Annotated in this window: 12 protein-coding genes; 10 read left to right on the top strand and 2 right to left on the bottom strand. The window is 49.4% G+C overall.

Features of this window, described 5'->3' with window-relative positions; all coding sequences use genetic code 11:
• The first annotated feature begins 291 nt into the window (after positions 1-291).
• The 7 genes from PHV01_RS06040 to PHV01_RS06010 all read left to right on the top strand — a co-directional run bounded on the left by PHV01_RS06040 (position 292) and on the right by PHV01_RS06010 (position 8,540).
• Positions 292-1,083 (top strand): ABC transporter permease, encoded by a 792-nt coding sequence (locus tag PHV01_RS06040; RefSeq protein WP_337290252.1) that lies wholly within the window; start codon positions 292-294, stop codon positions 1,081-1,083.
• Entirely contained in the window at positions 1,083-2,318 is a 1,236-nt protein-coding gene (locus PHV01_RS06035) for an ABC transporter ATP-binding protein (RefSeq protein ID WP_337290251.1), read from the top strand. The genes PHV01_RS06040 and PHV01_RS06035 overlap by 1 nt, the downstream gene beginning before the upstream one ends.
• On the top strand, positions 2,311-3,354 hold the full coding sequence (locus PHV01_RS06030) for a GNAT family N-acetyltransferase (RefSeq protein ID WP_337290250.1): 1,044 nt from the start codon (positions 2,311-2,313) through the stop codon (positions 3,352-3,354). Before PHV01_RS06035 ends, PHV01_RS06030 begins: the two co-directional genes overlap by 8 nt.
• Positions 3,355-3,453: 99 nt before the next feature.
• Entirely contained in the window at positions 3,454-4,125 is a 672-nt protein-coding gene (locus PHV01_RS06025) for a PIG-L family deacetylase (RefSeq protein WP_337290249.1), read from the top strand.
• A gap of 6 nt (positions 4,126-4,131) precedes the next feature.
• Positions 4,132-5,703 carry a glycosyltransferase gene (locus tag PHV01_RS06020; RefSeq protein ID WP_337290248.1) on the top strand — a complete coding sequence of 524 codons (1,572 nt, stop codon included), beginning with the start codon at positions 4,132-4,134 and terminating at the stop codon, positions 5,701-5,703.
• Positions 5,704-5,936: 233 nt separating this feature from the next.
• Positions 5,937-7,004, top strand: coding sequence for a glycosyltransferase family 2 protein (locus PHV01_RS06015; protein ID WP_337290247.1), 1,068 nt, complete (start codon positions 5,937-5,939; stop codon positions 7,002-7,004).
• Between the two features lie 141 nt (positions 7,005-7,145).
• Positions 7,146-8,540: an FAD-dependent oxidoreductase gene (locus PHV01_RS06010; protein ID WP_337290246.1), complete on the top strand. Its 1,395-nt coding sequence runs from the start codon at positions 7,146-7,148 to the stop codon at positions 8,538-8,540.
• On the opposite strand, the gene PHV01_RS06005 is transcribed toward PHV01_RS06010, so the two are convergent.
• Positions 8,533-8,694 (bottom strand): hypothetical protein, encoded by a 162-nt coding sequence (locus PHV01_RS06005; RefSeq protein WP_337290245.1) that lies wholly within the window; start codon positions 8,692-8,694, stop codon positions 8,533-8,535. The two genes, PHV01_RS06010 and PHV01_RS06005, sit on opposite strands and share 8 nt — an antisense overlap.
• A gap of 239 nt (positions 8,695-8,933) precedes the next feature.
• Here PHV01_RS06005 and PHV01_RS06000 point away from each other — a divergent pair, with 239 nt between their 5' ends.
• The gene (locus tag PHV01_RS06000) at positions 8,934-10,544 is read left to right on the top strand and encodes a glycosyltransferase (RefSeq protein ID WP_337290244.1); all 1,611 of its coding nucleotides are present in this window, start codon (positions 8,934-8,936) and stop codon (positions 10,542-10,544) included.
• Positions 10,545-10,546: 2 nt separating this feature from the next.
• A complete protein-coding gene (locus tag PHV01_RS05995; protein ID WP_337290243.1) occupies positions 10,547-11,875 on the top strand; it encodes a glycosyltransferase family 2 protein in 1,329 nt (442 codons plus the stop codon).
• Positions 11,876-12,074: 199 nt separating this feature from the next.
• Here the strand turns inward: PHV01_RS05995 and PHV01_RS12805 are convergent, their stop codons facing one another.
• Positions 12,075-12,401 carry a hypothetical protein gene (locus tag PHV01_RS12805; protein WP_349255499.1) on the bottom strand — a complete coding sequence of 109 codons (327 nt, stop codon included), beginning with the start codon at positions 12,399-12,401 and terminating at the stop codon, positions 12,075-12,077.
• Positions 12,402-12,625: 224 nt separating this feature from the next.
• On the opposite strand from PHV01_RS12805, the gene PHV01_RS05985 reads away from it, so the two are divergent.
• Positions 12,626-13,816 (top strand): glycosyltransferase, encoded by a 1,191-nt coding sequence (locus PHV01_RS05985; RefSeq protein WP_337290242.1) that lies wholly within the window; start codon positions 12,626-12,628, stop codon positions 13,814-13,816.
• The last annotated feature ends 31 nt before the right edge of the window (positions 13,817-13,847 follow it).

Genomic DNA, 13,847 nt, shown 5'->3' with positions numbered 1-13,847 from the left:
CATTATCACATGGTCGAGGCGACTACCAGAAAGCCTGCTACCGGCTTCCCATCGCCACTTCGTCGGACACCTTTTTCCGAATAGCCGATGCCAAGGGGGGTATCTCGCGGTGGCGTTATCATACATGGGTGACACGCTCTGTCAAGGGACAATTTGACAGGCAAATTTGACAGGCAACGCTAGAACGACCATCGGACGCCTGTTTTCCTTGACGCTCTGCGCTAATCCTTAGTATATTAAATTTCACGTCGTGCTGTTCGGCTGTGTACACATGTGGGATACAGGAGGAACGTGGGTTCGTTCGTTTGGCTTTGGCGCCATAGCTCGTTGATCGGCAACTTTGTCAAGCGGGACCTGATGGCTCGCTACAAGGGTTCAGCCATTGGCCTCTTCTGGTCAGTTATTCACCCCCTCATCATGCTGGTCCTGTACAGCTTTGTCTTCTCGAAGATCCTCAAGGTACGCGTGGGGGCCGAGGAAGGGACGGGAAATTTTGCGATCTACCTCTTCTGTGGAATGCTGCCCTGGAACGCCTTCGCTGAGGCGTTGAACCGCTCCAGCGGTGTGGTCCTGGAGCACGCGAACCTGATTAAGCGGACCATCTTTCCGGCTGAAATCCTGCCCGTATACTTGGTGGTCTCCGGGATTGTCAATGAGTTAATCGGACTGGCGATTCTGTTCGCCGTGCTGCTGTTCACCGGCCATCACTTTAGCCCCTTGGTACTGGCGCTTCCCGCGGTCCTGCTCCTCCAGGTCGCCTTCACTGTCGGGTTAGCCTGGATCGTGGCAGGGACCACAGTCTTCATTAGGGATCTTGGACAGATCATGGGGGTGGGACTTACCCTGTGGCTCTTCCTGACACCGATATTTTATCCGCCGACTCTGGTGCCGGCGGAATGGCGCATCCTCCTGAGCATGAATCCGATGTACGCCGTCGTTGAAGCCTACCGGAGTCTGGTCCTCCTGGGGCGCCCCCCGGCGTGGCCGAGCTTGGCGGTCCTGGGCGTGTGCGCGCTCACGACCTTTGTGATAGGCCACCAGATCTTCAGGCGAATGCAGCCGGCGTTCGCCGACGTGATCTGATGTACGCCATCGAGGTCTCCGAACTCTCCAAGGTCTACCGGATCTACTCCAACCCGAAGGACCGCCTCAAGGAGTACCTCCTTCGGGGTCGACGGACCTATCACCAGGCGTTCTGGGCGCTGCGAGATGTGAGCTTCCGGGCTGGGGTTGGTTCAACTGTTGGGCTGATCGGCGATAATGGCGCAGGCAAGAGTACCCTCTTGCAACTGGTGGCTGGCACGCTCCGTCCCACCTCCGGCAACGTATCGTTAAAAGGCCGCATTTCTACTATCCTGGAACTGGGCGCCGGGTTTAACCCGGAGTTTACGGGCCGCGAGAACGCGTTTATGAGCGGCGCCATCATGGGGATCAGCCAGAAGGAGATGGGGCGACGATTCCCTGAGATTGCCGACTTTGCCGAGATCGGCGACTTTATCGAGCGACCGGTGAAGATGTACTCGAGCGGCATGTACGTCCGGCTGGCATTTGCGGTGGCCACGAGCGTCGATCCCGATATCCTGATCATCGACGAGGCCCTCTCAGTGGGGGACCAGTACTTCCAGAAGCGCTGCATCGACAGGATCGAACAGTTCAGGCGGTCGGGCAAGACGATTCTGTTCTGCTCGCATAACCTCTATCAGGTCTTGTCGATTTGCGATGAGACGATCTGGCTGAGGGATGGACAAGTGGCGATGGTCGGACAGACATCGCGGGTAGTGGGGATGTACGAGAACTATCTGCGGGAACGAGAGCTTCCCAGAGTACCTGTCATCCGTGTGGACCAAGGCCCACGGACCTTCCCCTGGATCTCGAGGGTCAGGCTCAGCCGCGACGGAGAGGATGCCGAGTGTGATCAATTCATGACAGGAGATGAGCTGGCGATTACCGTTCAGTATGAGGTTCCTGACCCTCCGACCCCCGTCCACTTGGGCGTGGTCTTGTACCGTAATGACGGCGTGGAGGTCTTTGGGACAGGTACGCATGTCGCCAACGTGAAACCCCCTGCGCACTCCGGAAGCATCCGCCTGCGTTTTCCTGCCCTGCCTTTGATGTCAGGAGAGTATGCGATCTCTGTCTTCCTGTTGGACGATCATGGTGTGCACTTCTACCATCAGCGGGAACGGGAGTTCACATTCCAGGTCGTGCAAAATATCCAGGCGTTGGGGCTGTGCCATTTGGAGCACCGGTGGGAGGTAGAGGTACCCTCTGATCCTGATGGGCAACATCCCCTCTTGTCAGGAGCGGTGCGTGGGTGAACAGGCTGCCGCGATTGAAGAGGCCGGCATCTATGAGGATCCCGCAGGTCGGTGGGCCATCCGTCCCTACCGACCCGGCGATGAAACTCGGATCCTGGATCTCTTTCGGCGGGTCTTCCATGTCGAGCGCCCCTACGACCACTGGCGCTGGAAGTTTGCAGAAAACCCGGCGGGGCAGTATATACGGCTGGCAGAGACCCCATCAGGAGAGGTGGTGGCACAGTATGCCGGGTTGCCTGCCCGAATGGTCTGGGGGGGCAAGACGCTCGTGTTCACCCAGATCATCGACGTCATGGTGGATCCACGCTTTCGACTCGGCCTGAAGCGGCCTGGCCTTTTTGCCGCCGTGGCCAACCGGTTTATTGCCGACTACGGCGGGCCGGATAAAGTGTCTGGTGGATATGGATTCCCGACGCCGGAGGCCCTGCGAGTCGGACGACGGGTTGCCGGCTATACCCCACTGCATCCGGTCGTCGCGCTTGTACGGGATCTGGACCAGGATCACGGCGATCGACTTCCCTGGAGTGCCAGGCTCTACCGGGTTGAAGAAGTCAATCGATTTGAAGGGGAGGTGGACAGACTCTGGGAACAGGTGAGGCCGGAGCTGCCCATAGCAATTATTCGTAACGCCCGGTATCTGAACTGGCGGTACGCTAACTGTCCAGATGTTCGCTATCAGATGCTGGTGGCCTACCATCGCCTTACGGGTATCGCGGCCGGGATGGCGGTTCTGCGAATGGGGGTACGCGGTGAGCCCGTAGCCGCTCTGGTCGATTGGCTGGTAAGCAGCCGCGTAACAGGGGCTTCTCTCGCGCTCCTAGCCCACTGTAGTCTGATTGCCAGAAGGGCTGGCATGGGACAGATACAGGCGTGGTTTGCGCCATATAGCTGGTCCTATCGCTTTTTGCAAGAGCAGAGCTTTCGTCCAGAAACCACGATCTATCAGTTTGTCGTCTTGCCCACAAGCCCTGAGATCTCCCTCGAGTGGGCAAAAAAGCAATGGTATTACACGATGGGCGATTCGGATATCTATTGAATGAATACGGTGCGAAGCATATGGTCATGGGATGGACGACGGTCTGCCCTGCTGAATCTCGCAAGCCACCGTCCATCCTAACCGTTCTAAGGCAATGACATGCCAGGGGCAATGATGCCGCCGACGCCGCCTGCGGTACTATTGGCCCCACCGGTTGGGCGTGCCCTGGTCCTGGCCCCCCACGCCGATGATGAGAGCCTGGGGTGTGGTGGCGCGATTGCGCTTCACCGCTGCCAGAGTGATCGGGTCAAGGTCGTTATCGTGACCGACGGAGCGGCTGGAGACCCGAAGGGATACTATGTGGGGCGCGACTACCCCGTATTGCGTCGTGAGGAGAGCAGGCGAGCGGGCGCCATCCTCGGGGTAAGCGACCTGGAGCATTGGGACTACCCGGACGGCAAGCTCGCCCCCACTCCTGAGTTGGTGGAGCGAATCGGGGCGTTACTCACGATTGAACGACCGGATATCCTCTATCGGCCATCAATCAACGAGATCCACCCGGATCATTGGGCCCTTGGGGTGGCCGTTGAAGAGGCGCTTCGACGATACATCATTCCCGTACGAGACTGGTGTTACGAGATCTGGGCTACAGTCCACCCGTCGCATATCCTCGACATCACGCCGGTCTGGGACCTGAAATGCGAGGCGATTAGCCAATACCAGAGCCAGCTTCGGTATAACGACTATCTTCGAATGGTGACGGGCTTGAATGCCTATCGGACGATCCATCTGCCATCAGCCCGTTACGTAGAGGCGTTTGAGGCGCGGTAACGGGCTATGAGAATCCTTCAGATCGTTCACGGTTTTCCATCTGAGTCGAATGCAGGTACGGAGCGCTACTGCGAGGCTGTCTGTGCGCAGTTGCGAGCTCGCGGTCATACAGTGGCGGTATTCGCCGGAACGGGACAGCCGGCTGCGAAGGCGACGACCGTCACGACAGAGCAGGACGGCCACGATGTGACGCGGTATTACCGCGCGGAAGGACGAGACTATGGATGGATAGACGGATACGATCCGGAGGTGGAGCAAGTATTGCGGAGCACCCTGACTTCGTGTCGGCCGGATATCGTCCATGTGCATCACTGGCACCGACTGACCAATAACCTAGTGGCGATCTGTGCGGACCTAAGTATTCCTGTGGTGGTGACGCTGCACGATGTCTGGACCTCCTGCCCACGAATCCATCGGATCCACCGAGAGGGGTCGTTTTGCAGCGAGCCCCTCTTGACCGCACCGTGTCTGCACTGTGTCGAGCGAACTCAATGGCAGACGGATCGGGAGGTCGCTGCTGCACTGACATTACGTCAACAGATGATAGGGGAGGAACTTGCGCTGGCCTCAGCCCTCATCGTACCGTCAGAAGCTCACCGTTCATTGCTGCTTGAGCTGCTTGAGCTTTCGGAGAACCGCTTGATTGTTCTCCCGCATGGGAGTGCCCAGACCATCATAGCGCAGGAGAGGCGGAAGGGGGCAGCAGTGTTCCCAGATCGACCGCTTCAGATCGGGCATTGGGGTTATTTCCTGTACCATAAAGGTACGCACCTGCTCCTCGAGGCGCTGCATCGTCTGGACGATCCATCGGCAGTGCAGGTCCATCTGATCGGAACAGCCTTAGACCAGGCATATGGGGAACGACTTCACGATCTTGCGCGCGGCCTCTCGGTGCAATTCCATGGCGCCTATCAGCCGGCCGACCTGCAGGCGTTTGATCTTGATCTTGCTGTCTTCCCTTCCATTACCAGTGAATCCTATTCGTTTACCATTGACGAGGCGATGCGGTTGGGGCTGCCGGTCCTCGCCTCGGACCGCGGCGCTCTTTCGGAGCGGATTGGGAAGGCCGGCCTGACCTTTCGGGCTGAGGATGCAGAGGATCTGGCCCGGCGCCTCCAGGAGATCCTAGACGCGCCGGAGGTGCTGGAGGCGATGCGCCTGGGCATCCGGATCGAGACACTCTTGTCAATGAAGGCCCATGTCGCCATGTTGGAGAAGATCTATGAGGATGCCACTCAGACCAGCCGGCCGAAGGTAGAGACGTCCGCACCCTATCTGAAGTTACTCGTCCACGCCCAGCAGCAGGTCCGGGAGCGCGAGGAGGCTCTTGCGAATCTGGAGTCGCGCCTTATGCAGACCGAAACCGCGGCGACGGCCCTTGTCCAGGAACGGGACGCTGCGTTGCGGGAGCAGCTTCTGCGTGTATCGGAGCTGGAAAAGGGGGCCAGTGAACTTGATGCAGAAGCCCGTCGTTATCGCGAAACGCTGGACGCTATCCTTTCATCCACGTTCTGGAAGCTCACGACACCGATCCGATGGTTACGCCATCCCATCCGCGCCCTGCTCGGCGCGGATTGATGACGATCAACCTCGCACGCCTGAAGGTCATGCTGGTCACGGGGCTGTCAATCGATGGTGATCAGCCCATGCTGACATCACGGCAATGTCTATCTTGTATAGTGGGTCGTTGCGCATCTCTTGACAAGACCTCAGGGGGACAGTATGTTACTTCAATGACGCTACCGCACGGTATGCCGCAGGGTGCAGTCTATGATGAGACGGTTAATAAGTAATCCTCTTGGGCAATGTAAATGAATTGCCAAACGACTTTTTGTGCCGTGATAGTTACGTACAATAGAAGGTTGCTTCTATCTCGGTGTCTGGAATCTTTAATGAAACAGTCAAGAACATTAGATGCCATCTTTTTGATTGACAATGCATCTTCAGATGGGACACCGGAAATGTTAACCAAGAACGGTTATATGAAGAATTTTCCTATTGAAATATGTAGTGATGACTTTGAAAAAGAATCGATAGTAGAAAATGCATTTAACCAGGGTAAGACTAAATTCTATTACATTAGAATGAAGAAGAATACAGGAGGAGCAGGAGGCTTTCATGAGGGGGTTAAAAGAGCTTACAGAATGGGGTATGATTGGCTATGGCTCATGGATGATGATGCTGCGCCCGAAGAAGACGCATTGAAAAAATTGTGTGATTATTGTACCGAGGAAAATGTGTATGCATTGGCTTGTGTGGTTAAGGGCGATAATGGTGAAATTCAGCTAATGCATCGGGGGTATTTTAATTTTAAGAATGTTTTCCCTTTGATTCAGGAACCGTTATCGATAGATGCATATTCTAAACAGAATTCGATAGAGATAGACTTTGCTTCTTTTGTAGGGGTCTTAATACATAGGCGCGCCATAAACGGGATTGGTTTCCCAAAAAAAGAATTTTTCTCCCAGCACGACGATTTAGAATATTTTATGAGACTGAAAAAAGTTGGCAAGGTATTGCTAATAACCAACAGTATTGTTATTCACGAAGAACAGACTAACAGTTCGAGAATAAACAAAAATTTTTTATGGCGAAGATCTCCGAGAATCCCATATGACAGGCTCTGGGTACTTTTTTATTTTCATAGAAATCTGATCTGGCTCGGGAAAACAAATACGATTAGAAGATGGCGCTTTTATTTTGGCCTCCTTAAATCTTATATCAGGTATTCGGTTGGTATATTGCTATTAGATGATTATAAATACAGGAGAATCAAGCTTATTACGTGTGCGTATTTCGATGGTCTCATAAGCAGGTTTGATAATTCAAGGGCAGGAAAGATTTTATACAGTGAACCCGGCTTTGATACGAAACGGTAGTTTCTCGCCTCCCTACAGCTTCTAGGTGTGCGTCATTGCCGGTAGTCGCCTGAGCAAACCGGCGAAAAACCCTAAGGACCGTTACTTGTCGCAGTGTCAGCAGTTATAGCAATGGAATGACCCAACAACCGGACAGTGGTGATGGAATACATTAAATATGTGATTATTGGATCAGGTCCCACAGGTCTGGGGGCGGCGTATCGCCTGAAGGAATTGGGAGAAGATGATTTTGTGGTCCTGGAAAAGTCTGGCCTAATAGGAGGTCTATCCACAAGTTTTGTAGACGATCGTGGTTTTACATGGGACATAGGAGGACATGTCCTATTTTCACATTATAAATACTTCGATGAATTGATGCATAATGCGCTGGGAAAGGATGGCTGGTTACACCATCACAGAGAATCATGGATATGGATAGAAGATCGTTTCGTACCTTATCCATTTCAGAACAATATACGTTACTTACCAAAAGAGTCGATGTGGCATTGTCTTAAAGGTCTTATAACGACTATTCAAAATACAAATCATACAAAAAGAAATAATTTTATGGAATGGATAGAGGCGCGATTTGGTCAGGGTATTGCTGAAAAATTTATGATCCCTTACAACTACAAGGTTTGGGCATATCCGCCACAGGAGATGGCGTATCAGTGGATAGGAGAACGGGTCAATTTAACTGATATTGAAAAGGTGTTGGAGAGCATTCTTTTTGAAAAGGACGATCATAGCTGGGGACCGAATAACACCTTTAGATTCCCAAAAGAAGGTGGCACAGGGGCGATCTGGCATGCTGTTGCAAATTTGATAGGCTTAAAGCACGTAAGATTAAATTCAACTGTTATAAGAATTAAACCCAGAGAAAAAAGGGTAGAGCTTTCTAACGGTGATGTTATTGAGTATCAATATTTGTTATCAACAATGCCGTTAGATATCCTAACCTCGATTGTCGCTGGAGTGCCAGAGGGATTAAGAGAAATCGCCGGAGATTTAATGCATTCCACTTCTCACATAGTCGGGATAGGTTTGAGGGGTGAACCAAAGGATACGCTCTCTACAAAATGCTGGATGTATTTTCCTGAATCTAATTGCCCCTTTTATAGGGTAACGGTCTTTTCAAATTATAGTCCAAACAACGTACCTGATATTAACCAATACTGGTCACTTATGACGGAGACCAGCGAATCACCCAGGAAGCCAGTTGAGAGATCTACTCTGATCGAAGAGACAATAAATGGTTTGTTAAATACGAAATTGATCGAATCAAGGTCAGATATTGTTTCTATCTGGACACACACGGCAGATTATGGCTATCCTGTACCCTCCTTAAAGAGGGATGCAATAATCAATGCCTTAATTCCTACCTTAGACAATCTTGGGGTATATTCAAGGGGGCGTTTTGGGGGGTGGAAATATGAAGTAGGGAATCAGGATCATTCTTTGTTACAGGGAGTGGAATGGGTAAATAATATTGTACTGGGGATTCCAGAAATCACATACCTATTTCCAACTATCGCAAATTCAAATTATGCTAAGTAGAATCCCTAAAATAGAAATTATCCCCGACTCGCACGCCGGTGACGCATTGTGCGTCGTGGTAGACCTCCCTCAGCAACTCTGGGCCGTTCAGTCGTCGGAACCGCTGCTTGGCGATGAACAGCATCTTCCAGATGACCGCAGTCGCGTATTTCACTCGCTTGAACCGTGTCGCCGCATCCGTCCGCAGCCTGAGAGTGGCGAAGGGCGACTCGATCGGGTTACTCGTCCGCAGGTGGACCCAGTGTGCTTTGGGAAATTAGTAAAAGGTGAGCATCCGGTCCCAGCCTCGGTCCAAGACCTGGGCGGTCGTCTCGAGTCTGCACTTTCGGATCCACTGCCTTTCTTCTGCTTGCATACCGTTTGATGGTACCTCAAGGTTCTCCCTTTCATTATATGGAAGATGAAATCTTTCTTAAGCGTTTTACTATTTCTGCGTGGCGTGAGTATGAATTGTGGTTATTCAGAAATCGTAATTTTTCACTCTATAAACTTCAAGAATTGAATAAAAGAGCCAACAACTTTAAATTTAAGCCTAAAGTATCAATCATCATGCCCATATACAATCCCGATCCCTACGAGCTCAGGCAGGCTATAGATTCCGTATTGTGGCAGGCCTACCCGTACTGGGAATTATGTATAGTCGATGATTACTCTGAAAATTTAAGTTATTTAAAAGTTTTATCCAAACTTTCTGATCACAGAATAAAGATAAAGATAAAAAATAAAAATACTGGAATAGCTGAGACCTCTCAATATGCCCTCGAAATGACGACTGGGGAGTATGTAGCGTTGATGGATCAGGACGATGAATTGTATCCAGACGCACTTTATTCTTTTATCGATATTCTTCAGCGGCGAGAGGTGGATTTTTTTTACAGTGATAGGGATATGATTTCATCCAGTGGCGGAAGATATATGCATTTTTTTAAACCCGATTGGTCTCCTGAATACCTACTATCTTTTAATTATACCTCTCATTTTGAAATATATAAAAAAGGTCTTGTGCTAGATGTCGGTGGCTTTAGAAAGGGTTATGAAGGCTCTCAGGATTATGACTTAACCTTGAGAATTACGGAACAAACCGATAAGATTTATCATCATCCACTGATCCTTTACAGTTGGCGACAGTCCCAGTCCAGTATTGCCAGTAGTCCTAATATGAAATCATACATTTTCGAGTCAGGAATAAAGGCAATAGCTGATACAGTAAGAAGGAGAAATCTGCCGGTAAAAGGAGTCACTGAAGATGAAACTTTATGGAGAGGACATTATAAAATTACATGGGATGACAGTATTAAATCAGGTAAAAAAATCTTTTTGATTCTGATAGGCAGGTGTTTGGAAGAGACAGATAGATTAAGGAATCTTTTTGAAGATGTCGTGCGCTCATTTGACGTTGAATTTATATCTACTGATTACGATATTGAAAATATTAATAGAGCGTTGAAAAATATTCATCGCGATGGATATGTATACTTTTGTGATGACAATATTATCGAGGTTGTCTCAGATGGATTAATTGACACAATGGGTTATCTATCTATGGATGGCGTGAGTGCGGTTGGTTGCAAATTTATAGACTCAGAAAATAAAATATTCAATGTAGGCCTTTCAATAGCAACATCAGGTAGGTTATTATTTTCATATAGAGGTAGTCCTCGTGATGAGAAGGGCTATGGTGGAGTAACAATGATACCGAGAAATGTGTCTCTTGTTTTTCCGTCATTCTGGGGATGTAAAGGCTCTGTATTACAGGAAAGGAATTTTTTCTGTAGCGGCAAAGGTTATTTTTATTCAGTTATGAATTTTTTTAAAATGATTATAAAGTCCGGAGAGAGGATAACGTGCGTTCCGTATATGTGTCTGAGGATTGATAAAGACAGGCTGAATTACGATGAGGAAACGAATGCATTTTTAGACCAGTGGATGGAAGAGGGTTTAAAAGATAAATATTATAATCCAAATCTCACTGACATATACGAGGATTTTGGTTTAAAGGTATGAGTATGCAAGAACCTAAGGTACTTACTATCATCGTTACCTACGATAAAAAAGAATATGTTTCCAATCTTTTGAAATCTCTTCAAGAGCTTAATTTCAAAAATTATGACGTTATTGTCGTAGACAATGCAAGTACAGATGGAACAGCGGATTATATAGAGGAGCATTTTCCAGATGTAAGTGTCATCAGAAACAGCGTGAACAGTGGAGGTTCAGGGGGATTCAATACTGGTCTGAATTATGCTTTTAAAAAATACGGGTACGAATATTACTGGCTGCTCGATAACGATGTCGTTGTTTCTAAAGACACGTTAGAGAAACTTATTGAGGTTCTTGATAAAGATAATGAAATCGCTATTGCGGGCTCACAGATGTGCCAGCTCGATAATCCCAGGGTGACAAATGAGATTGGGGCTTTCGTAGACCTTCATATGGGATGCCTCGTTCTCAACAGACATCTGACAAGAAGGAAGAACAATACCACAGGGATCTTTGACGTTGATTATGTGGCTGGGGCGTCTATGCTTGTAAGGGCTAACGTAGCAAAAAGGGCAGGATGCTGGGAAGACTTTTTTATTCATTTTGATGATGTTGACTGGTGTCTCAGGATTAAGAAGATGGGTCACAGGGTTGTTGGGGTGGCCGATTCTGTGATATGGCATCTTTCCGCCATGGAGAAACCTATTACTTGGGCCTTATATTATGATGTAAGAAATATGTTATTTCTCCTTGAAAAACATGCGACAAAAAAAGATGTGAAAAGATTTTTAAGGAGGCAATGTCTTCATGCCCTAAAACTTGAGTTAAAAGGACTTACGCCTTTAGCGGAACTTGTACTTGATGCAATACGAGACTTTCTCACAGGCAAAAAAGGGAAAAAGGCATTCAGCTCTCTCAGCGGAATTAGTGAAGATGAAATAAAAAACACACATCCAGATAGAGATGTGTTGGTATATCAAAATGAGTGGTTCAATATTAAAGAATTTCCTTTTGAGGATAGATATAAGGATTCCATAAAAGAAATCATGTTGCCAGGATATTTGATAGATGCCAGGTTTTATTGGAGAGATAATAACCGTATACCAATAAAAGATTACGGGAAATTCAGCAAATTACTTGCCGTTATTATTGGTATGCTTGGTTATAGAAAGTACACGAGATCGTACATTGACTTCAGAAACGCCTCATGTGTCCCGGCTTTTTTGTCCGAAGAATTAGTTGTCAAGATTAACGAGATAAATTGGCTAATTAAAAGGGATGCTTCGAATGTCAGGAGAAGTTTCTCTAAAATCTGTAAAAAAGCGGTAAAGTATCTTTTACTGCATGGGATATGAGCCTGTCCTGAAGACGGCTTGTAAAATCGTAGTATTACACGACAGCCGTCCGGCGTGTGCAGCTAGGTGCCAGTTTGGGAGCGAGCTACGACAGACCTTCAGCGATTATGACCTCGTGCCGCTGACTCATACCGAGTTTAAGCTGACCAACCCACCCCAGATTTGGTATACTAATTGAGCTTGACGGGAAGAGTATCAACTACGGGGGGATCGCGTTGTGAAGCCACCGATCGTTCTTGATGGTAATAGGCGAGATGGCTACACTGTGACCTGTCCGGCCCTCCCCGACTGCGTGAGCGAAGGTGACACACGGGAAAAGGTCATTCAACACATCCGGGAAGCCATGCGTTGCTTGCATCTGCGAATTGGTGACCGCTTTACTCATCGCGTCACTGTTCCCGTCCATGGCAAGAGCATTCTGAAGCCGAAAACCCTCAAATCGATCCTCAAGGCTGCCGGCCTGACTATTTTGAGGTTCAACAATCACCTTCGCGGTTGAACCCTGCTGATCGTTTCCTTGTATCATATCCCCCTATGCGTGAACAGCATATTGCTGGATCTGGAAGCCTGATCCTCGAAACAGAAAATGTGTCCTTCTTTGAGAGGGAGTATGACATGACCCTGGATTTGCTGATGGGCAATCTCCTCCGTCGATAGGTCTCTCTGGAGACATCATGTTCACGAATATGTCTCCGGACGGGTGCGGATTTGACGAGCAGGTTCATAGTATCGATCTAGCCGACAAGGAATATGAACACATTAGTTACTGTAGTAATTCCGTCGTATAACCACGAGAAGTACGTGGTGGCTGCGGTTGACAGTTGTCTGTCCCAGACGTACAGGGATCTGGAGGTCATTGTCGTCGATGATGGCAGCCAGGACAATAGTGTAAACCTGCTGCAGACACGCTACGCGGGAGATCCGCGCGTCAAGATTGTGACCCAGCAAAATAACGGCGCTCATGCGGCAATTAATGTGGGTATCCATCAGGCATCCGGCGAATACATCGCCATCCTGAATTCCGACGATCTGTTCCACAGTCGGCGGATTGAGGTGCTGATTCAAGAAGCGCAACAGGTTGATGGAATTGGCTCATTGGTATTCTCAGATCTGGAATTCATCAATGATGAAGGATACCAGGCGCCGGAACACGAGAGGGCCCAGGGTTACAGGATGCTTCAACAGCGTTGCCAAGAGACGCCAGTCGAGAGTCTATTTTTGGTGGGCAACGTGGCGATGACCAGTTCCAATTTCTTTTTCCCCAAAACCCTCTTTCATGCCGTTGGTGAGTTTTCTGCGCTCCGTTACACCCATGACTGGGACTGGGCGCTCCGGGCTACAGCCATCTGCCCGCCAACCTGGGTCCGTGAAAACCTGCTCAGCTATAGGGTTCACGGCTCAAACACCATAGCGGAAAGCGATATATGGCCTCATATCCGCGAGAACGCCTTTGTTCATGCCAAGGCAATCTTGACGCTCAAACAGCGAATAGCTTCAATGGATAATCCGAGCAGAGTGGTACGCGATGTGTATACATCACTTCTTCACAATGAGAGTTTTCTCCCGCTTGCGACCTTGTACTTTGTTGTTCTAGGGATGGCGGGTTTCACCGAAGCGCAACTCTTTGAACTGGTGACCGCCAGCGATAAGGAGGGAGATTTGCGATGCCTTGCGGACGAACTGAGTCTCCCGGAAGATCTTTTTCTGTCGGCGAAACACCTAATTGAAATGAAAAAAATCATTAACTCCCAAGCGGCCATGATCGAAGAGCGCTGGGCTGCCATGCAGCAGATGGAGGCGATGGTCCGCGAGCGGGATGAGACTATTGCATCGCAAACACAGATGATCGAAGAGCGCTGGGCTGCCATGCAGCAGATGGGTCAGGAGATCGGGAACCGCGACCGGCGGATCGCGGAACTGCAAGAGCGTCTGGCGGATTAGGCAGTACCACTGTTCGGGGAACGCTGGGCAG

This window comes from Candidatus Methylomirabilis sp. (assembly GCF_028716865.1).
Lineage (GTDB): Bacteria > Methylomirabilota > Methylomirabilia > Methylomirabilales > Methylomirabilaceae > Methylomirabilis.
The sequence above is the reverse complement of the archived record's forward strand: the minus strand, read 5'-3'. Positions and strand labels throughout refer to the sequence as shown.

Coding starts and splice junctions, on each gene's coding strand:
- PHV01_RS06015 (WP_337290247.1), top strand. CDS start 5,937: ATGAATTGCCAAACGACTTTTTGTGCCGTGATAGTTACGTACAATAGA.
- PHV01_RS06035 (WP_337290251.1), top strand. CDS start 1,083: ATGTACGCCATCGAGGTCTCCGAACTCTCCAAGGTCTACCGGATCTAC.
- PHV01_RS05995 (WP_337290243.1), top strand. CDS start 10,547: ATGCAAGAACCTAAGGTACTTACTATCATCGTTACCTACGATAAAAAA.
- PHV01_RS06000 (WP_337290244.1), top strand. CDS start 8,934: ATGGAAGATGAAATCTTTCTTAAGCGTTTTACTATTTCTGCGTGGCGT.
- PHV01_RS06025 (WP_337290249.1), top strand. CDS start 3,454: ATGCCAGGGGCAATGATGCCGCCGACGCCGCCTGCGGTACTATTGGCC.
- PHV01_RS12805 (WP_349255499.1), bottom strand. CDS start 12,401: ATGATACAAGGAAACGATCAGCAGGGTTCAACCGCGAAGGTGATTGTT.
- PHV01_RS06020 (WP_337290248.1), top strand. CDS start 4,132: ATGAGAATCCTTCAGATCGTTCACGGTTTTCCATCTGAGTCGAATGCA.
- PHV01_RS06010 (WP_337290246.1), top strand. CDS start 7,146: ATGGAATACATTAAATATGTGATTATTGGATCAGGTCCCACAGGTCTG.
- PHV01_RS05985 (WP_337290242.1), top strand. CDS start 12,626: ATGAACACATTAGTTACTGTAGTAATTCCGTCGTATAACCACGAGAAG.